This window comes from Ferroacidibacillus organovorans (assembly GCF_001516615.1).
In the GTDB taxonomy this organism is placed as follows: domain Bacteria; phylum Bacillota; class Bacilli; order Alicyclobacillales; family SLC66; genus Ferroacidibacillus; species Ferroacidibacillus ferrooxidans_B.
In genome coordinates this window covers 90419-109457 of the sequence record NZ_LPVJ01000001.1, presented here as the reverse complement: position 1 = coordinate 109457, position 19039 = coordinate 90419, and the positions used below count along the sequence as shown (strand labels likewise).

Below are 19039 nucleotides of genomic sequence, written 5' to 3'. Positions count from 1 at the left end.
AATCACCTCGAAACGTATGCAACCAGATCGACGACGCGATTGGAGTAGCCCCACTCATTGTCATACCAGGACACCACTTTGACCATCGTACCCTCAATCACCATCGTCGAGAGCGCGTCGACTACTGAGGAGTGCGGATCGCCGTTGAAGTCTTTGGAAACGAGTGGTTTATCCGTGTAGTCGAGGTATCCGACGAGGGATCCTTCTTTTGTGGCGGCAAGCAGCGCATCGTTCACCTCATCGACGGTCACCTCACGCGCGAGTTCTGCCGTTAAGTCGACCACTGAGACATTTGGCGTCGGTACACGCATCGAAAATCCGTTGAGTTTCCCTTTGAGTTCTGGAAGCACGAGCGAAACGGCTTTGGCGGCTCCCGTCGAAGTTGGGATGATCGAGAGTCCGGCCGCCCTCGCGCGACGCAAGTCTTTGTGCGGAAGATCGAGGATCTGTTGGTCATTCGTATACGAGTGAACCGTGGTCATCAGGCCGTGAATGATGCCAAACTTCTCATGCAGCACTTTCGCGATCGGCGCGAGACAGTTTGTGGTACAAGAGGCGTTTGAGATGACATGATGGGACGCCGCGTCATACTTGTCATGGTTGACGCCCATGACGATCGTGATGTCTTCATTGGTGGCGGGCGCGAGATGATCACCTTTTTCGCGCCGCCTTTGGTGATGTGCACCTCTGCTTTTGATTTTTCCGTAAAGATACCCGTCGACTCAATCACGATCTCGACGCCGACACTCGCCCACGGCAAATTTCCTGGATCGCGCTCGGAAAACACACGAATGCGACGGTCGTTTACGATCAAATCCGATCCGTCCGCTGTTACTTCATACGGGAATTTCCCGTGTACGGAATCATACTGAAGAAGCATGGCAAGCGTCTCGGCGTTCGTCAAATCATTCACCGCGACAATCTCGACATCCTTGCGATCAAACGCTGCGCGAAACACATTACGGCCGATGCGGCCAAACCCGTTAATGCCAACCTTGACTCCCATTTACCATTCTCCTTTTTTTAAAATGGCGCGCGCCGCTCCCTCATCCGTCACCAGCGCGTCCATGCGATAAGCGTGTGCAACTGCTTCAATGGCAGGTCCCTTGGCCCGTCCGCCGGCGACGCCAATGACCATTTTTTCGCCGGTGAGATCTTCAAGCTTCAGTCCCACCGTGTTCATCATGTGCACAATGTGCCCTTCTGCGTCAAAAAAGTATCCAAACGCTTCCGCGACAGCGCCGCGTACCGTGAGGTGTGACACCGTCTCTTCGTCAAGACCACGCCGCATCGCCATCGTGAGCGCATCGCCGATCCCGTGCACAACGAGGTTCGCGCCGCGGATCCGATCGATCATCTCAGCGATCGTCGGCTCCTGCGCAAGACGTTCTGCCGTCGTCCGGCTGAGCGACTCGGGGACGTGAAACATGCGGTATCTCCCACCGAGGCGGGCGGCCAATTGCGAAGCGATGGTGTTTGCGAGCAGTTCGTGCCGCTCACCCAATCCACCGCGCGCAGGGACAACTTCCACATCCTGGGTAGAGGTCGCCTGTGGCATTAACTCGGCGAGCATCGCAAGCGACGACCCGCCTGTGACAGCCACCGTACATGGGGGGTGCAAAAACGTGCGCAAGACGTGGGCCGCTGCCTGTCCGACATCGCGCATGACATCCTCGCTTTGCTCACTGTCCCCTGAGACGACGACGACACGCGCGATACCAAGATGCTCGGCAAGAGAGAGCTCCATTTCTGCCCGGCCATCCAGTGTCTTCATGATCGGATCAAGCGCGTGCAACACGTCAATCCCAGACTCAGTAATCGACGTGCCAAGCGGCCCCACCTCAATCAGTCCCTGTTCCTTAAAGACTTCCACGTCCGCGCGAAGAACGCGCTCTGATACGCCAAGCACATGTGCAAGCGTTCGCCGCCCTACAGGCTGGTGAAGTTCAATGCGCTTTAGCACGCGATAGCGCGTCCTGACCTTTTCGGTCAATTCTGGCACAAGGCGCTGACTCACAAGGAGTGAATCGATAAAAACCGCCCCCGTCCCTCAGCTTTCGGGACAAAACACGTCCCGCAGAGACAAAAAGAGTCCCGGATCACCTTTACTATACGTTTCCTTTTCCTTTGGCGCAAGTCAAAAAGGACCCGCAACATGGCGGATCCTAAAAAAGAAAAGACGAAAGGACAGCAACACCATGTGACAAAGGATACACAACGGCACATTCGAGCGCACGCGGTCTCAGCGTCTTAACGTTTTCTGCGCGACGACGCTTTAAAACCCATCTCCTCACGGTACTTGGCAACCGTGCGACGAGAGACTTGATTGCCCATCGCAAAAAGACGTTCCGCGATTTCCCGATCAGAAAGCGGTTGCGCGCTGTGTTCCTGCTCAATCATCCGGCGGATCATCCCTTGCAACTGGGTCGATGAAATGTCATCTCCCTGCGCTGAAGGAAGACCGTTTACAAAAAATCGCCGCAGTTCCACCGTCCCCCGCGGTGTCTGTATATACTTTCCGGCAACTGTCCTGCTCACCGTCGAAACGTGCAGATGAAGTGCATCTGCCACCGCCTTCATGGTGAGCGGGCGAAGTCCAGACGGCCCTTGATGAAAAAAATCCTCCTGGTACTCGACCATCAGATCACAAACGCGCTGAAGGGTTCGCTGCCGCGCATCAATGCTGCGAATCAGCGTTTTTGCCTCCATCCACTGTCGCTTCAGATACTCCTGATCTTCTCGCGTGCCCCGCTTGAGACATGTTTCATACATCTGCGAGATGCGAAGCGACGGAACCGCCCAATCATTGACGACTGTGACATAATGTGAACCGACATGGACCACACTCACATCCGGCACAATGTATCCGGTTTCATTCTGTGTGTATCGCAACCCTGGCCGCGGATCGGTGGTGCGAATCATCGCAACCGCCTCCTCCACGCGGTCCGCCGTTGTTTTCAGTTGACGCGCGAGGCCTTTGGCATAACCGGATTCCGCGAGTGTCGCGAGATGGCTGTTCACAAGCTCAATCGCAAGCGTGCGCACATCGCTTGACGGCCGGTCCAGAAGCTGCAAAACGAGACACTCCCGCAAATCGCGCGCACCGACACCGCGTGGTTCAAAGCCCTGCAAAATTGAGCGCGCCGATTCAATCTCTAGCTCTGACGCGTGAAAAGCGGACGCCAGTTCGGCCGTCGTCAATTCAAGATAGCCACGCTCATCCAAACAATCAATCAATCCGCGCAAGATGCGCGCAGTCCGCTCGTGAATCGCAAGGAACCCTACTTGCTCACGAAGCGCACCCGCGAGTGACGTCACGCGCTCATCTTTTAAGAGAGACGCGGCGTCTTCGCGCTGTCCAAGGCCGCGAAGTCGCTGACGCTCTCGCCACTCGCGCTTGGTTGTCGCAAGGGATTGTTCAAATTGTGCGCGCAAGTCATCCTGCGCCCACTCTAGCAGAGGGTTTTCTAGGATTGCAGTTTCCGTAAAGTCCCACAGTTCAATCGTTCCCATTTGCAGGATAGCCACCGCTTGCTGCATGGTTTGAGTCATTGCAAGCCGCTGTTGCTGGGCGAGTACAAGCTCTACGTGTTGCCGCATCAGCCTTCCCCCTAAGCGCATGGTTCCTCGATTTATATTTCGCGACAAAGGTAAAAAGTCCTGCCGAGCCTCTAAGGCGTATTCACCCTGCAATCAGCATATTCTCTTGTAGATGACATCGTGTAGGAGTGGAGGGATCCTTGTGAACCTAGGCGTGATTGGCACCGGTCGCATCGGCAGCATGCTTGCCACCGCCCTTGCAGTCGCCGCACCAAATGCAGCGATAACGGTCTACAACCGCTCCTGGGACAAGGCTGAATCATTGGCGGACACGTTTCCAAAAACCATACAGGCAACACGCACATTAGAAGATGTAGTCACTCGCGCGGATCACATCTTTCTTTGTCTTCGCCCAAATGATCTGCGCAACGTGATGCGCGCAATCGGCGGAATGCTCCGCAAAGACCAATGGGTAATTTCGACGTGTAGTTCGATCTCCCTTTATGAGCTTGAAACCTTCTGCGACAGCCTTGTCTGCAAATTGATCCCTTCTGTCACACAACGTGCAAATGCAGGCGTCGCGCTCGTCATGTTCAGCGAACGTTGGCGCGAACACCAAAGAAATGCGTTTGTCGACACGCTGTCTTGCATTGGAAGGATTCACACGATTGCCGAAGAGGACGTGCGCATCTATTCGGACCTGACCAGTTGTGCGCCCGCCTTCTTTTCACACCTGGCCCTCTCATTTCAAAAGGCTGCCCATCAAAAAGGCGTGGACATGGCAACCGCCCAGATGCTTATTGCCCATATGATGGAGGGGCTTGGCACTCTCGTCGCCTCTGACATCTATGATTTTACAACAGTCATCGAACGGGTGGCCGTGCCCGGCGGCGTGACGGAAGCGGGGCTTAAAGAACTGACGAAAATGGATGAGTCCCTTTTTGATCGCGTGCTTGACGCCACTGCCAGACGGCAGCGCGAAATCCTTGACGGGGGACAGCACTGATCGATACAAACTAACCGAAACAATCAACAGACAGTCTGTCGCAGCAAAAAACACCAGTTGCTGGAGCGCTCCAGCAACTGGTGTTTTCCATTTGGAATGTTTACGTATCAAGATCAAGATGACTGCATAGCGTTTGCCCCACCCGGCGGATTCGTCAGTGCGGCTGCCTTCTGTTCGGCGGACGGTTTGTAGATCTGATGATTCAACAAGCGGACAGGCGCCTGCTCCACGACAACCGTCGTATGGTACGGAATGTGGTTATACACCCACTGTGCGTCAGGAATCGTGAGATGAAAACATCCGTGCGACGCTTTGCTCATAAGCTTTGCGGCAACGGTCGGTATCAGCTTGTGATTGATCGTTTCTGTGACAGAGTGAAAGAGAAAAACCCCGTGCCCAAGCCAAGAAACCCAGTACTGGGCACCCATCTGATACTGCGGCGCGTAAAACCACGTCCCCCGCTCCGCCTGGATGTGATATACACCAAGAGGGGTGCTATTCCCCGGAACCGTGTCAAGTCCAGTCGATGTTACCATCGTATACAAAACATGGTTTCCATTCATGATATACACGAGTTGTTGATCGACGCTCACGTCAATCCATAAATGCTTAACCCCGGCCAAACTGGGGTATGCCCCATCGGAAGGTTTATAGGGGTTATACCGCATGCTCACACCATCAATGACAACCGGAGTCGGCGGCGGTGCATTGTTTGTCGTGACAAGGTTTTTGGCGGCTGCCGTTTTCGGGTGCGACAGCGCACGAACCCCCGATACACTTTGCGCCGCATGCCCAGTGATTTTTCCTAGCACATTTCCAATCGCAGATGTCCCTGCATGGAGAACCGATGGATTCTTTACTGCGACCCCAGCCACCGTACCCAGTACAATCACAGTCGCCAATCCTGTTAACATGGATCGCATCCTCAAGCCAATCCCTCCCAACCCTAATCTACGCTAAATCCTTCACCTCGTAAAGTGAACCAACCTGCCAAACACCACCACACCATGAACAAATAACGAATCCGCAGTTCGATTCGTGCCCCACCAATTCACGCACCACTCCCCATTAGTTGCGTTGCCCTCTTCATCCCTGTATACTTCATTTGTTGCATCAAAATCATGCGCCCGTGGTCCAATGGATAGGACGTAGGCCTCCGGAGCCTGAGGTAGGGGTTCGATTCCCTTCGGGCGCACCACAAAAGCACATTCCAAGAAGATAGCCACTCCCACTTCGGAGCGGCTTTTTTGTATACTTGCCCTCAGAAAAGAACCTCTTAAGCACCCAATCTAAACTACGTAACCTATTTTCATCATGGAACGTCTATTTACTGAAATGGAGGGCTACAACAATGAAAAAACTCATTGGTCAAATCATTGTGTTGTTGGGATTGTCAGGGTGTGGAACCCATACTCAATCTCAAAACGCCATACCCAGTGGCACTGTCTTGGGTTGGAACAACCATCTTTACAAAGTTGTCCGTTCGGTCACTCAGCGTGACGTGGGCAAGGAACTGGGAAAGGTTTCGTTTCATGGAAGAATATCGGGTTTATTTACCACATTCGAACTAATAGGTTCAAATCCATCAAAATCAATTGTTTTCGAATCACCAACAATGCAATATGAACAAGCAAATATCGAAGTTAAGAATCCGCAATAGATTTGCTTAACTGGCATCATGTCCCCTGTATTACTGAACGAGCAATTATAGTGGCTTCGGTCGGTAGCAGGCCCCACGCATCTTTTTCCCAGTTGGTCGACCACGGGGACCATTCGAATGCCAAATAGAACCAGACTTCAGGATCTTTGCTAATTCGACATTTTTCGCACTCGTCGGTGCGCACTGTACCCAACCCATCCTATGTCGAAGGAAGGCGACGCCACCATTTTCTCGTTTAATCCCCTACCCAGAGCAGCCGTGCAAGGTTGGCTGACAGCCACCGCATTTGTTCCTTCATTTCTTCGACCACCTCTGTCAACGGAATCTTCCACTCCCGGAAGTGGTGCAAATGGCCGTACACAAACGTATAGAACAAATTCACTGTGATCACCAAGATGCCAAGCCAAGCTCGGATCGCGGTGGGTTCATGTACATACGCATGATCCATGTGCCAGTACGTCTTGAGATCATGGAACCCAGTGTTCTCAATATCCCAGCGCGCAGCCATGATTCGCGCCACCGTCTTGGCCGGTACAGCGTTCGGATCACAGGTGGTCGCCATCCATCGTTCCGTGATTTCTGTGACCTGTTGCCTCTTCCCGCCCTGTACAACCGTCTTCTCGGCCGTATAGACTGCCTTGACCATCCGCATCGGAATCCGAACTTGTGGCCAACTCGCCAGACCTGGTTCATCCCATGCCTTCACTCGCACAAGGTTTTTTCCGTTTCTTTGCTCCACCCACTCGCAATCGGCGGGCCGTGTATCAAAGAGTCCTTTGGCATCCTGCATGATCAGCCGCCGCTCTTCCTTCATGCGAATCACCACGTCCATGGCATGATCCAAGCAATCGTGTATCACAGACGCCTTCGCGTACAATGCATCGAACACTGCGATATCCGCCAGTCGTCCATGACGACGAATCGTCTCACGGATCAACCGCTGCGCGGCTGTGGTCTCCCCTTCGGCCTTATCCGCCCCATCACCAGGCCGCAACATCTCGAGACCATAGATCATGTGGGGGTCCGCGCCCACCTGTTGCATCATCACCGCCCGGTGAAAGTACTCCGTCACACCCGTGGTCTTGTGGAAGCGGGTCAGGCAATCTTTGCACGAATGGCACGTGTTATTGAACAGTTCCACCCCATCGACCGCCACTACGCGCCACCCATCCAACGTTCCCTTTTGCGGACCTCGGTTGCGCTTGTATTTGGCGATCATCTGATCATGGCTTTGGGTGAGCGTCTCCAAGTCCCATTGACGCAGGGCATATCGTATCGTGTCGTGGGAAGGAACGCGTGCATGCCGAGGCAGCAGCTTTTGAAATCGCCCCTTGCGAAGCTGCCGCTCTAAGTCCTCCATGCTTGGCGTTCGCAGTGCGAACCCAGCCAACAAAACAGTAAAAATCACAGACGAAGGAATCTGAGGCTGTCTTCGTCCATCTCGCGCATGCTTGATCATTTGAGACAATCCGTATATTCTAGAAGAGTACTGGATGAACTCCCGTACCCACTGTTTCGTCACAGTGGCATCGCCTCCTTAGGATGGACCCTTTGGAGGCTTTTCGCGTTGCGTACTGCCGATTCCTGCCGGTTTCCAGTAGAAATTATATTTTTCGTATCTTTCCCGTGACCTCGCTTATTCTAGACCCAGCAAGGGGAAATTCTTCACCGCCCACTAAAGATGGCGTGGGGCCTGCTCTTCTTGCAAGATAGTCTTTAAATTCAGGAATTATCTCACCGTTTTGTACAAATCGTTTGATCGCATTCTATTTATCCAGCAGGTTTTTTATCACAGATTGACCCGTTTTTTTATACAATCCTATGGTATAATCAATAGCAATTTCATGATTTAGCCATTTGCATTGAAATCGCTTACGCACTTTTGGGGAGGAATCACTCATGGGTACGCCCGCCGATCATCTTGACACGCTATTAAAGGAAACTCGCTCATTCGCTCCTTCCGACGAGTTTCAGAAAAATGCAAACTTTAACGATCCCGACATCTATGAGCGCGCGCTCAAAGACCCTGAGGGATACTGGAGTGAGCAGGCACAGCACCTAGACTGGTTTACGCCATATACTAAAATTTGCGAGTGGAATCCACCTCACGCCGCTTGGTTTTCTGACGGAACACTAAACGCCGCATACAATGCGGTTGACCGCCATCGCACGACCTATCGCAAAAACAAAGCGGCAATCCTGTGGGAGGGCGAACCCGGCGATCGACGCGTTCTCACCTACGACATGCTTGGAAAAGAGGTCGATCGCGCCGCTCACATGCTCTCGTCCCTTGGCGTCAAAAAAGGCGACCGCGTCGCCATTTACCTGCCGATGATTCCGGAATTGCCCGTCACCATGCTCGCCTGTGCCAAAATTGGCGCGATCCACACCATCGTCTTCGCAGGATTTTCGTCCTCCTCGCTGCGTGACCGCATTCTCGACGCTGACGCGAGCGTTCTCGTCACAGCGGACGCAGGCCACCGACGCGGAGGCATCATTCCACTCAAAGCGAACGCAGACGCGGCAGTCGATGGCACGAATGTCAAAACGATGGTCGTGGTCAACCGCGTTGGGCCGTCTTCCGGCGCGTCCATGACGGAAGGACGCGATGTGGCGTGGGAGAAGCTCATGGCCGAGATGCCAAACTCCCCCTACCCGTGCGAACCGATGAATGCCGAAGACATTCTCTACATTCTTTATACAAGCGGCACAACCGGCAAACCAAAAGGAATCGTGCATACGACTGGCGGTTATCTGGTCGGTGCAAATACGTCGATGCGCTCTGTATTTGACTTAAAGGATGACGACGTTTACTTTTGTACGGCAGATATTGGCTGGGTGACCGGTCACACCTATATCGTGTACGGTCCGCTAACAGCTGGCGCAACCGTCGTCATGTACGAAGGCGCACCCGATTTTCCCAATCGCGACCGGTTCTGGCAGATCATCGAGCGCTACGGCGTCACGATTTTTTATACCGCGCCTACTTCGATTCGCACGTTTATGAAATGGGGGCCGCAGCACCCCGCAGCGTACGATTTGAGCAGCCTGCGGCTCATGGGCACCGTCGGCGAACCGATCAACCCGGAGGCGTGGATGTGGTATCACGAACACATTGGTCATGGCAACTGTCCCATCGTTGACACGTGGTGGCAGACAGAGACGGGGTGCGCGATGATTGCGCCACTTCCGGGGCTGATCGAAACAAAACCCGGATCCGCGACGCGCCCTGTACCCGGCATCTCTGTTGCGGTCTTTGACGAACACGGTCAGGCCGTAAGCCCTGGCAGCGGGGGCTATCTCGTGATCACAAAACCTTGGCCATCCATGCTTCGCACGATTTGGCGCGATGATGAACGCTTCGCAAAAACCTATTTCGGACAATTTCCGGGGATCTATCTCCCCGGTGACGGCGCACATCTTGACGAGGACAGCTACATCTGGATTCTTGGTCGAATCGATGACGTAATCAACGTTTCCGGCCACCGCATTGGAACGATGGAAGTAGAAAGCGCTCTGGTCGATCACAAATCTGTGGCTGAAGCGGCCGTCATTGGACGCGCGCACGAAATCAAAGGCCAGGCCATCACCGCGTTCGTCACGCTAAAAGAAGGTGTCGAAGCGACACCTGAGTTGATTGCAGAGCTCAAACAGCATGTTGTCATTCAGATTGGCGCAATGGCGCGTCCCGAAGAAATTCTGTTCACAGCGGAGCTTCCCAAAACAAGAAGCGCCAAAATCATGCGCCGCCTGCTGCGCGATATCGCCGAAGGAAGAGCGCTTGGCGACACGACAACGCTTGCTGACCCAAGCGTGATTGATGCACTTAAAAGCCAATACCAGGATAAGGAATAGGAAACCGCGACGATGAGTATCCAAGATCAAGTCATTGCATTAGCACCAGCGCTTCACAATTTTTTTCCGCACGCACAGTTTGTCGTCACCGACTGTGAAGGCTACGTTTATTCGATTCCAGGGCAAAATTTTTTCCTTGAAGTCTTTGACGCGGGGCGTCTCTTTCTTGACGGAAGTATTGGAAAAGAAACCGTTCAGACAGGTAATGTAGTCACGCGCAACGGAAACAAAGCGTTAACAGGCGGCGTTCCCTACCAAGGAATCGGCGTTCCGCTTATCGAAGACGGACGCGTCGTTGGCGCAATGTGCATTTTTGCGGATACAGTCACAAAAGAAACCTTACAGCAAACAGCCAGCCAAATGAATGCGATGACCGAAGAACTCTCTGCGATGACTGACACATTTGCGCAAGGGGCACACGTGGTTCGCTCGGCAACCGAAGTGCTTGTCAAACGTGCGCAGGCCATTGAGTCCGAGCGGATGCAGACCGTGCAGATGACCGGGGTGATTGGCGACGTGGCCGCACAGACACACTTGCTCGGATTAAACGCAGCGATTGAAGCGGCGCGTGCCGGGGAGGCTGGAAAAGGGTTTGGCGTTGTCGCAGAGGAGATTCGCAAACTATCGGAGCGCGCGCGCACCTCGACGCGCCTGATCGAGACATCCATGAACCATTTGATGGCAGAGATAACCAGCATGAATCGCGAGATTGAATCAATGCTTGAACAAGTGCAGCGCCAGTCGACAAGCGCCGGCGAACTCGCCTCAGCTGTTACAGAATTGACGACCATCAGCGAAGGCTTGACGGAACTATCCATGCATCTGCGCGCGTGACGTGCAGTAAAAACCACATCCTCAGGATCTCCTATTGAGGCGGGTTTTGTTTTTAGACGCAATAGACTGTTTGATGTCAGGAATCTAGCGCCAAAGTGGCGGGCATGTTGTCCCACACTTGCGGCGCTTTTTTGATCACACTACATATCAGCTCGCTGCGCGAGTGACGAAAGATCTATCCCGCGATCGACACACCAAGCCCGCGCCTCGCCTCGCACTACGAGGGGAACGCGCTGCAAATCACGCAGATGATCAGCGCCAAAGAGGGTCATGAGCACACGCATTTCGTCAAGTTCCCGACGGATCATCTCAATCAGTTGCGCGGCTCCTCCCTCACGCACCGCGCGAAGCGCTATGCCGGATACCCCGACGGCCGCGGCGCCAAGCGCGAGCGCTTTAACCATGTCAAGGGCGTGGCGGATTCCCCCTGAGGCGACGCACGCAAGGGATGGTTGCAGCGACTGCCACTCAAGCAGTGATACGAGTGTACTTTGTCCGTGGTCGCTCAGATAGGCATATCTTCCATCACCACGCCGTTCCCGCTCGATCCATGCGAAATTGGTGCCGCCGCGTCCGCCTACGTCAACGATGCGCACCCCTGCATCAACCAATTGGCGATACGTCTCACGCGCCATGCCAAAACCCACTTCTTTGACGATGACCGGAACAGAAAGACGGGTTGCCGCCTGCTCGATCGTATGCAAATACCCGCGAAAAGAGCGATCTCCCTCTGGCATGATGAGTTCCTGCGGGACATTCAGATGAATCTGGAGCGCATCCGCTTGAATCATCTCGACAGCGCGCTCCATGTCATAAAGCGATACATCAGCGCCCACGTTTGCAAAAATCACCCCATGCGGATTCGTCTCTCGCACAATGCGAAACGACGCTTGCAGCTGTCCGTTCACAAGTGCCGCGTGCTGGGATCCGACAGCCATCGCCGCGCCCGTTTCTGCGGCCGCTTGCGCCAACTCGCGGTTGACCTCTCCCGTCCGTGTGGAACCGCCCGTCATCGCGTTAATCAAAAGCGGATGAGAGAGCGCAAGCCCGCCAAGCATCGTGTCAAGTCTCACATCTTCTACCGCAGTCTCGGGAAGCGATCGATGAACAAGCCGCACATCGTCAAAATCAGAGGTCGCTGGTCGCGCGCCCGCGCGAAGCGCCAATTCCACATGCTGCCATTTACGTTGTTCTCGCGTCATTTCATACTCCGCCTTTGCCGCCGAGTGCCATTATCGCCTCATTCTACCAATTCTCGCAGAGCAAACGCTATTGCACATCACACATTCCCAGTCATTCTTTCCACTTTTTCTTGTACTCATCAAAATCCGAACGTATGTTTGCTTTTTTAAAACACTACGATTATAATCAGGTTATCGAACACACGTTCTAATTCGGAGGCTCCAATATGGCAAAACCTACGGCTGCCGTGCGCGAATACTTGCTCTGCCAAAGACGTTCTCCCGAAGAGGCGCGTCACTTGTTGCGCCTTCTTGAGGCACACAATCTGCGTATTCTTTCCACTGAGGAAGACGCCTGGAGCGTCACGGTCTGTTTTACTTACGCCAACCGGCAGACGCGCGCGATCTACATGAAGGCGATGCTCGAGGCAGAACTCGAGATGGATGTCCCACATTTCCTATGACGCTCATTTACGGATTGGTGGATATGCAGAGTTTTTATGCTTCGTGCGAGGTGGCATCGCGCCCTGAGTTTACTGTTGCCCGGCGAATGGAGCGCGATGACAGCGATCCCCTGCTCGTCGTAGCCGGAGACCCGGCCCGGCGCAGTGGGATTATCCTCGCCGCAACGCCACCCGCCAAAACCCGCGGGATCACTACCGCCATGCGCCTCGGCGAGGCGTTGCGCCTTGTACCCGAATTAGTCGTCGCCGCGCCGCGCATGCAACTCTATATCGAGACGAGCACGCGCATTCAGCAGACCATACGAGAATACTTTCCGCTACAAGAGCAGTTCAGCGTCGATGAGAGTTTTTTCGCCTTTCCCCACCCCTCCGCGCTGTTTGGCGATCCAGTCGCGGCAGCGCGGTCACTGCAACAAGCGATCTGGGATCAGTTTCGCGTCCGCTGCCGGATCGGGCTCGCCCCAAACAAGTGGATGGCCAAAGTAGCAAACAACGTCGCCAAAAAGACGCCCGGAGGTATCGTCTGGTGGCCTGACGGAGATCTAGAATCACTGCACAATCTGCCTGTCTCAAAAATGTGGGGATTGCGCAAACGCGCACAGGTGCTTGAGCTTGAGTTTGGCACAAAGACGATTGGCGATGTGTCCCGCATCTCCCGCGGGGCGCTTCGTGATCGCTTCGGTGCGTGGGGCGATGTGATCTATCGCTGGAGCCACGGCGAGGACCCCTCCCCTATTCACCCGAACGCCTACGATGCACCGCACAAAAGCTACTCCCATCGCGTCACATTGCCGCGGGATTTTTATCAGCGGGATGAGGCGGCGACGGTGATTCTGGAGTTGCTTGATGAAGTTTGCCACCGACTGCGCCGCGCGGGGCAGCGCGGAAGGCGCGTGGGACTAGGCATTACGTATGCGCGCTTTGAAGGGGGATTTTATCGGGCGCGCGCGCTGACAACCGCGCGGGATGATGCGCACAGCATCTACCCCACATTGCTTGCGCTGCTCGATCAACACTGGTCAGGCGAAGGAATCCGCGCGATCAGTGTCAGCGTCGATGATCTGAAGACGGCCACCGATGACCAGCTGTCCCTGTTTGAGGACATTCCCAGACGGGTTGAACTAAATCGCGCAATCGATTTGATTCATGAGCGTTATGGAAAGACAAGTCTCTACCGTGCCACGAGCTTGACTGCCGCCGGTCAGCTTCTTTTGCGCAGCAAAAAAATTGGCGGACATTGGAGCGGGGCACCATGAACATCACGAATGGAAATATTTTTGCAGCGATGCGTCTCGTCCTGCCAGAGCACCGCAGTGCCATGGAAACCATGGAGCGCTCCCGGCAGCGCACACCTCTGCCACAACTGTCCGAGGATCGGCTCGAGGAGTTGCAGATCGAGATTGCTGAGGCAATCAGCAGTGACGCGATCGTTCGCATAACCTACTGGCGCGATTACGCCGTTTGTGAAGCGATCGGGCGATGCAAGATCAGCTACGCGCGACTGTTTCTTTTTGACGCACACCAGGTCATCGAGCTTTTACCGAACCACATCCTGCGCATTGATACGCTGTAACATTGGAACATTGCACTCACATCGACAGCGATTGCTCCGCAGGAAAGCAGGTTTGCGGCGTATTGAACCAATCGATGAAACTGTGTTATACTTGCATAGTTGCGCCACACAAGCATGGAGAGATGGCCGAGCGGTTGAAGGCACTCGTCTTGAAAACGAGCAACGGTGATGAGCCGTTCGTGGGTTCGAATCCCACTCTCTCCGCCAACCTATTCTCTGTTTGAAACCGCCAAAATGACCTGTGCAAATGCAGGTCATTTTGTTCTATATGCGTGATGGACGATACAAAATTTTGTCACGCCCGCAAAGCGACAGGAGGATCCGCATGAAGATGATTCCCATACTGCTCGGATTCTTTGTGATCGCAGGCCTTGGTTTTCTCACAAACGCGCTCACGCGAAAACCGGTGTATCGCAGCATCCATTTGCCTGAAGTTGCCCTGCTCCTAGGTGCAGCTCAACTGCTCCTGCACGCGCCCCTGCCTTACACAGATGTACTATTGGGCGCTCTCAGGCAGTGGCAGGACCCGACCATACTGACACTCGCGGCCAGCCTGATCATCTTTCACGGCGGAACGGAGATTCGACCCTCCACCTTTCTCAAACTGCGAAAGGTCATCCTGAACCTCGCCACGCTCGGCGTGCTAGTATCCGCCGCTTCCTTCACCCTGCTATTTATGCTGCTCACGCACGTCACCTTTGAGACCGCATGGCTTATCGGCGCTCTTTTTTGCGCTACAGACCCTGCCGTACTCATCACAATCCTCGATCGTTTTCCGATTCGCGACGAGATACAAGAGACGCTGATTGCAGAGTCTGCATTGAATGATCCAATGAGCGCCATGCTCGTATCGATCTCCATTGCATTTGCAGCGCTGCAGACAGGGACGCGGCAGACTGCTTTCACCCTCCCGGCAATCATTCATCCACTTCTTGTCACGCTCTACAGTGAGTTGCTCTCGATACTCATCGGCGTCGCCGTCGGACTTCTCTCGCGACGGATTCGAAAAAGATTCTTCGGCTCATCTACCACAAAGTTGCTCAGCACCTTCTTTTTAGCGTGGGGACTCTGCGAACTGACAGGCGCCTCACCTTTTCTCGCCGCATTTCTCGCAGGCGTTCTTTTGCATCGCGAAGGCGAGGAGGAGACACCCGATCACGTATCACGCGGCATGAACATCGCACTCACGCTCACACGAAGCACTGTCTTTGTCGGCCTCGGCCTGGCGCTCGTCTTTCCTCACCGACTCACCTTGTACATCGAGGGCGTCAGCGCGGCGTTCATCCTCGTGGCTTTCGCGCGCCCGCTCTCCGTTCTCAGTGTCTATCTGCTGACAAAAAAACACACGCCCTTAAGCGGGCGCGACTATGCATTTCTCGCAGTCAACCGCCAGACCGGCGTCGTTCCGGCGCTGCTCGTACTTCTGCTAAAACCCTTGCACCTCGCCAGCATCTCGCTGATCGAGTTTAGCATCGTAGCAGCCATTCTCATCACATCTGCGCTCGAAGCGCCCTTTTTCCCCGTCTTGGCGAGGCGATTTGGCGTCACCACGCGCGATGCACCCAAGTGACCTGAACTTCAGGGCAGGAGGAGCACTGGAACAAGCGCACCGTCAGTCACATCCGCGTCCGCATCAATGCGGGCTAGTCCCGTCACCGACGCAAATCCGGCAAAAGAACCGCTTGACTGCTCTTTGTCAAGATCAATCCACCACTCCGCGTCACGTTGTGTCAGTTGTCCTCGAAAAAAACGGGAGTGCTTGACGCGTCGACGCAGCGCCCCGCCTCTAACCCGCGCATAAAGTTGCGGAACTGGATCCTTGTGACCCGCCAATCGCCGCAAAACCGGGAGGCCAAGCACCACAGCGTTGACGAGCGCGGCAGATGGACTGCCTGAAAACGCGAGGATCACTTGCTTACCCCGGATTCCCGCATACACAGGCGTCCCCGGGCGCATCCATACGCCCCAAAACAATCGCTTTACGCCGATTGCTTCAAGCGCAGACGGCGTCAGATCAAAATCACCGACCGATACGCCTCCCGTCGTCACGAGAACATCCGCCCCTTCCAGCGCATCTGCAAACACGCGCTGCTGCATCGCGAGATCATCCCCCACAGAAGGCATCACCCGAGGAATGCCGCCGACGCGACGGATGAGGGCGGATAGCATTGGACCATTGCTGTTATAAAGTGCGTATGGGTTTGGATCTGCCCAAAGCTCAAGAAGTTCGCTTCCCGTGGCCACGATCGAGACAATCGGCGGTCGCACAACGGAAACCGAGCGGTATCCGTGTGACGCAAGGATGCCGATTTGGGCAGGCAAGAGCAAAGTCCCCTCTGACAGCGCAACCTCACCCGCGCGCAGATCGTGGCCGCGGTGCTGCACCGCCTCATCGACTGGAACAGGCCTGTACACGTGTACAAACCGCTCACCCTGTTCGACAAACTCCTGCGCGTATTCAATGCGCAACAGCGCATCTGACCCGGGCGCCATGGGAGCTCCTGTCATCGTACGCATGGCCTCATTGCGCCCAATCGCGCTCGTTGCCTGAGCGCCCGCGCCAACCGTTCCAAGTACACGCAGCGTCCGCGGCGATTCCCTGGTCGCCCCGACGACATCGTCTGCGCGCACCGCAAATCCATCGAGCATGGCGCGAGCAAACGGAGGAAAGTCGGTTCGCGCGCGAACCGACTCTGCCGTGACAAGTCCCAATGCTTCCTCTAACAACCGCTCTTGCGCTACAAGTGGGTGAGTCGCGTCGATGAGCCGCCGCAGCGCCTCGTCGACCGAGATTAATGAATCCATTTAAAAAGCCTCCATCCACGTCACGATGCGAAAAAAAATCGCACCCTTGGTCCCTGGAGACACTATTATACACGAGTTGCGCGACGCTTTTTGGCAATCTCCCGCCGCACACTGACCACGATGCCAAGAAACAAAAGGACTGGGAGCAAAACGCCTGTCACAGCGCTCAGGCCGGGCGCCAGCGTGAACAGGCGCGCAAAAAGGAGCGCGATGAGGATGGCCGAAACCAACCACGGGTCATCATAGATAAGGCCCCACACCACACGGATCGCTTTCATCTCAACCCTCCCTCGAAACCGAAGATGCGTCTGGCAACCGCAAAGGCGCCCTGCGCGGGCGAATCATCGCCACAAAGACCAGCGACGCAACGAGATAAAATGCGCTGATCAAAAGAATGGACACATCTTGGCTCCACCACGGAATCCCCAGCCCCTCACCAGACCAAAAGGTGCCAAAAGCGCTCAGCATGACGCCAACGACGAACTTCAACGTGTTCTCAGGAACCGCTTGAAGCGGATTGCGGAAAATGACACCCGCAGCTACGACGAGCAGAAGCGCCACAAGGCTGCCACCAATCGCCGAACCCAGACTTTTTGCCGCGAGGCGACTGTGATAACGATGAATACCGATTCGAGACCCTCAAGAAAGACACCGTTAAACGCCGTGAGCGCACCGAATCCATCGATTGCCTTCTCCGTTGCTGTGTGATTTGCCTTTTGCCGCTCAAGCTCTTCTGCAAACGCTTCACCCTCGTCGTGAAGCGCCTTATAGCCACTGTAGCGCAAAATCGCCTTGCGCAACCAGCGCATGCCAAACATCAACATAAGCAGTCCCACAATAAATTGTACGACACCCAGTTGAACAGCGTGAAGAAGTGGGTAGCCAAATATAAAAACGAGAATGACGAGCGATAGCGTGGCAAGCCCCGCACCCAAAAACGCCGTGCGCGCCCCTTTCGTCAGCGTGACTGCAAGAACGATCGTAAGGGCTTCGACGAACTCGACCGCCGTGCCAAGAAAACTGGCGCCTGCAACATACCAGTTCATACAACCCCTCCTCATCAAAGATCCCGTTTTACTCTATCGTACACGCATTTTAACGTCAACGAAATCCGCATTAAGATAATGTTAAATCGCACACGGAAATCAGGGCATTCACTTCATCCATCTGCGAAAACCGCATGCCTTCACCTTGATTGAAAAACCCAAACGCCTCCCCCAAAGGTTCATCCGACAGCGCATCGAGCGCCTGTTTGCACAACGCGAGAAGAGGCTGTGTGTGACAGATCCGATCCGTCTGCAAAAGCGCCTCTGCCATTTCGCTCCCCGTGGCAAGACACGCGACAGAGCGCTCAAGCAAAAGCGGGGCGCCGATGCGTGCCGCCTCATGCGCAAGCGCACTAAGGCTCCACCCGTCCTCCACCTGCACTGTGGCGTCACAGGCACGGATCAACACAGGAATGTCATCCCGGTCCCACGCCCCCACATAGTCAATCAGGTCATGACTCAGCGAGCGTAAATTTGCCACAGCCGCCGGTGTTTCAAGCGGACCTGCCACGATTCCCTGCACGCGCGCGCCAGATCGTCGAAGCATCGCTATCAATCTCGCAAATCTCAACAGTGGCTCTTTTGCGCGCAGCGTTCCCGCAAAAAGCAAGCGGTGCTCGTATAACGCCGAGAGAATCCGCGTGCGATCCGCAATCTCCTGACTTGCGCTGAGCGAAAAAGGTGCAAATCCATCCCTCACCCAAAAGAGAGGAACTTGCGGGGCAGCATCCTTTGCAAACGCAGCCAACTTCAGATTGGAAGCGAGAATTGCGCGCGCGCGCCTGAGCGCCTCCTGCAACCGTTTTCGCAGGAGCGCATCGCCCGGCAGCGCAACCATGCGACTAAATCCTGCGCTGTAAGGTCCTTGCGGAAACGCAAGATTCTCTTCGATGCGCCGCGCCACATCAACAACATGCACATGCTTCATCGCCGCCCGCCCAAAACGGTGCGGATCGCGCAAAATCTCGACTTCAAATCCCCGTTTTTGCAGTTGATCACGCAAGCGATGTGTGCGGGTCATCAAACCCTGAAAGGGATCGCAAACGGTTGCGACAAGTTCCATCCGTTCTGGCAT

18 protein-coding genes, 2 tRNA genes and 1 pseudogene are annotated in these 19039 nt (G+C 54.8%); 10 read left to right on the top strand and 11 right to left on the bottom strand.

The features are described 5' to 3' along the window. Positions 1–2 precede the first annotated feature (2 nt). From gap to rpoN, 3 genes and pseudogenes are all read right to left on the bottom strand, one after another. Positions 3–1006: pseudogene (gene gap, locus ATW55_RS00590) on the bottom strand (type I glyceraldehyde-3-phosphate dehydrogenase). Continuing rightward, entirely contained in the window at positions 1007–2002 is a 996-nt protein-coding gene (locus tag ATW55_RS00585) for a sugar-binding transcriptional regulator (RefSeq protein ID WP_153004955.1), read from the bottom strand. 248 nt (positions 2003–2250) lie between these two features. Further along, complete coding sequence (rpoN, locus tag ATW55_RS00580; RefSeq protein WP_067711010.1) at positions 2251–3600, bottom strand: RNA polymerase factor sigma-54; 1350 nt, start codon at positions 3598–3600, stop codon at positions 2251–2253. A gap of 142 nt (positions 3601–3742) precedes the next feature. Between rpoN and ATW55_RS00575 the strand changes: the two genes are divergently transcribed. Next, on the top strand, positions 3743–4546 hold the full coding sequence (locus tag ATW55_RS00575; RefSeq protein WP_067711008.1) for a pyrroline-5-carboxylate reductase dimerization domain-containing protein: 804 nt from the start codon (positions 3743–3745) through the stop codon (positions 4544–4546). Between the two features lie 113 nt (positions 4547–4659). Here ATW55_RS00575 and ATW55_RS00570 read toward each other — a convergent pair whose 3' ends face one another. Then, the gene (locus ATW55_RS00570) at positions 4660–5460 is read right to left on the bottom strand and encodes a L,D-transpeptidase (protein ID WP_067711006.1); all 801 of its coding nucleotides are present in this window, start codon (positions 5458–5460) and stop codon (positions 4660–4662) included. A 209-nt stretch (positions 5461–5669) separates the two neighbouring features. Here ATW55_RS00570 and ATW55_RS00565 point away from each other — a divergent pair. Beyond that, positions 5670–5744 (top strand) — tRNA-Arg (locus ATW55_RS00565). Positions 5745–5897: 153 nt separating this feature from the next. Beyond that, positions 5898–6206: a hypothetical protein gene (locus tag ATW55_RS00560; RefSeq protein WP_067711004.1), complete on the top strand. Its 309-nt coding sequence runs from the start codon at positions 5898–5900 to the stop codon at positions 6204–6206. 235 nt (positions 6207–6441) lie between these two features. Here ATW55_RS00560 and ATW55_RS16490 read toward each other — a convergent pair whose 3' ends face one another. Continuing rightward, a complete protein-coding gene (locus tag ATW55_RS16490; RefSeq protein ID WP_201024900.1) occupies positions 6442–7728 on the bottom strand; it encodes a transposase in 1287 nt (428 codons plus the stop codon). A 377-nt stretch (positions 7729–8105) separates the two neighbouring features. Between ATW55_RS16490 and acs the strand changes: the two genes are divergently transcribed. Both acs and ATW55_RS17065 read left to right on the top strand, forming a co-directional pair. Further along, complete coding sequence (gene acs / locus ATW55_RS00550; protein ID WP_067710999.1) at positions 8106–10061, top strand: acetate--CoA ligase; 1956 nt, start codon at positions 8106–8108, stop codon at positions 10059–10061. Positions 10062–10073: 12 nt separating this feature from the next. After that, on the top strand, positions 10074–10895 hold the full coding sequence (locus ATW55_RS17065) for a methyl-accepting chemotaxis protein (RefSeq protein WP_067710997.1): 822 nt from the start codon (positions 10074–10076) through the stop codon (positions 10893–10895). 140 nt (positions 10896–11035) lie between these two features. Here the strand turns inward: ATW55_RS17065 and fni are convergent, their stop codons facing one another. Further along, positions 11036–12097, bottom strand: a complete 1062-nt coding sequence (gene fni, locus ATW55_RS00540) for a type 2 isopentenyl-diphosphate Delta-isomerase (protein WP_067710995.1) — start codon at positions 12095–12097, stop codon at positions 11036–11038. A 206-nt stretch (positions 12098–12303) separates the two neighbouring features. On the opposite strand from fni, the gene ATW55_RS00535 reads away from it, so the two are divergent. The 5 genes from ATW55_RS00535 (at position 12304) to ATW55_RS00515 (ending at position 15683) form a co-directional block, all read left to right on the top strand. Next, the gene (locus ATW55_RS00535; protein ID WP_067710993.1) at positions 12304–12540 is read left to right on the top strand and encodes a hypothetical protein; all 237 of its coding nucleotides are present in this window, start codon (positions 12304–12306) and stop codon (positions 12538–12540) included. Then, positions 12537–13796, top strand: a complete 1260-nt coding sequence (locus tag ATW55_RS00530) for a DNA polymerase IV (RefSeq protein ID WP_067710991.1) — start codon at positions 12537–12539, stop codon at positions 13794–13796. Before ATW55_RS00535 ends, ATW55_RS00530 begins: the two co-directional genes overlap by 4 nt. Further along, positions 13793–14113: a YolD-like family protein gene (locus ATW55_RS00525; RefSeq protein ID WP_067710989.1), complete on the top strand. Its 321-nt coding sequence runs from the start codon at positions 13793–13795 to the stop codon at positions 14111–14113. The genes ATW55_RS00530 and ATW55_RS00525 overlap by 4 nt, the downstream gene beginning before the upstream one ends. Positions 14114–14229: 116 nt before the next feature. After that, positions 14230–14320: transfer RNA gene (locus tag ATW55_RS00520), tRNA-Ser, on the top strand. A gap of 118 nt (positions 14321–14438) precedes the next feature. Beyond that, the gene (locus tag ATW55_RS00515) at positions 14439–15683 is read left to right on the top strand and encodes a cation:proton antiporter (RefSeq protein ID WP_067710988.1); all 1245 of its coding nucleotides are present in this window, start codon (positions 14439–14441) and stop codon (positions 15681–15683) included. Positions 15684–15691: 8 nt separating this feature from the next. On the opposite strand, the gene glp is transcribed toward ATW55_RS00515, so the two are convergent. From glp to ATW55_RS00495, 5 genes are all read right to left on the bottom strand, one after another. Then, on the bottom strand, positions 15692–16918 hold the full coding sequence (glp, locus tag ATW55_RS00510) for a gephyrin-like molybdotransferase Glp (RefSeq protein ID WP_067710987.1): 1227 nt from the start codon (positions 16916–16918) through the stop codon (positions 15692–15694). Positions 16919–16983: 65 nt separating this feature from the next. Next, positions 16984–17196: a hypothetical protein gene (locus ATW55_RS00505; protein ID WP_067710981.1), complete on the bottom strand. Its 213-nt coding sequence runs from the start codon at positions 17194–17196 to the stop codon at positions 16984–16986. A gap of 1 nt (position 17197) precedes the next feature. Then, a complete protein-coding gene (locus ATW55_RS16485) occupies positions 17198–17479 on the bottom strand; it encodes a hypothetical protein (protein WP_201024899.1) in 282 nt (93 codons plus the stop codon). Further along, the gene (locus tag ATW55_RS16480; RefSeq protein WP_201024898.1) at positions 17458–17964 is read right to left on the bottom strand and encodes a hypothetical protein; all 507 of its coding nucleotides are present in this window, start codon (positions 17962–17964) and stop codon (positions 17458–17460) included. Before ATW55_RS16480 ends, ATW55_RS16485 begins: the two co-directional genes overlap by 22 nt. Positions 17965–18034: 70 nt before the next feature. After that, complete coding sequence (locus ATW55_RS00495; RefSeq protein ID WP_067710979.1) at positions 18035–19039, bottom strand: hypothetical protein; 1005 nt, start codon at positions 19037–19039, stop codon at positions 18035–18037.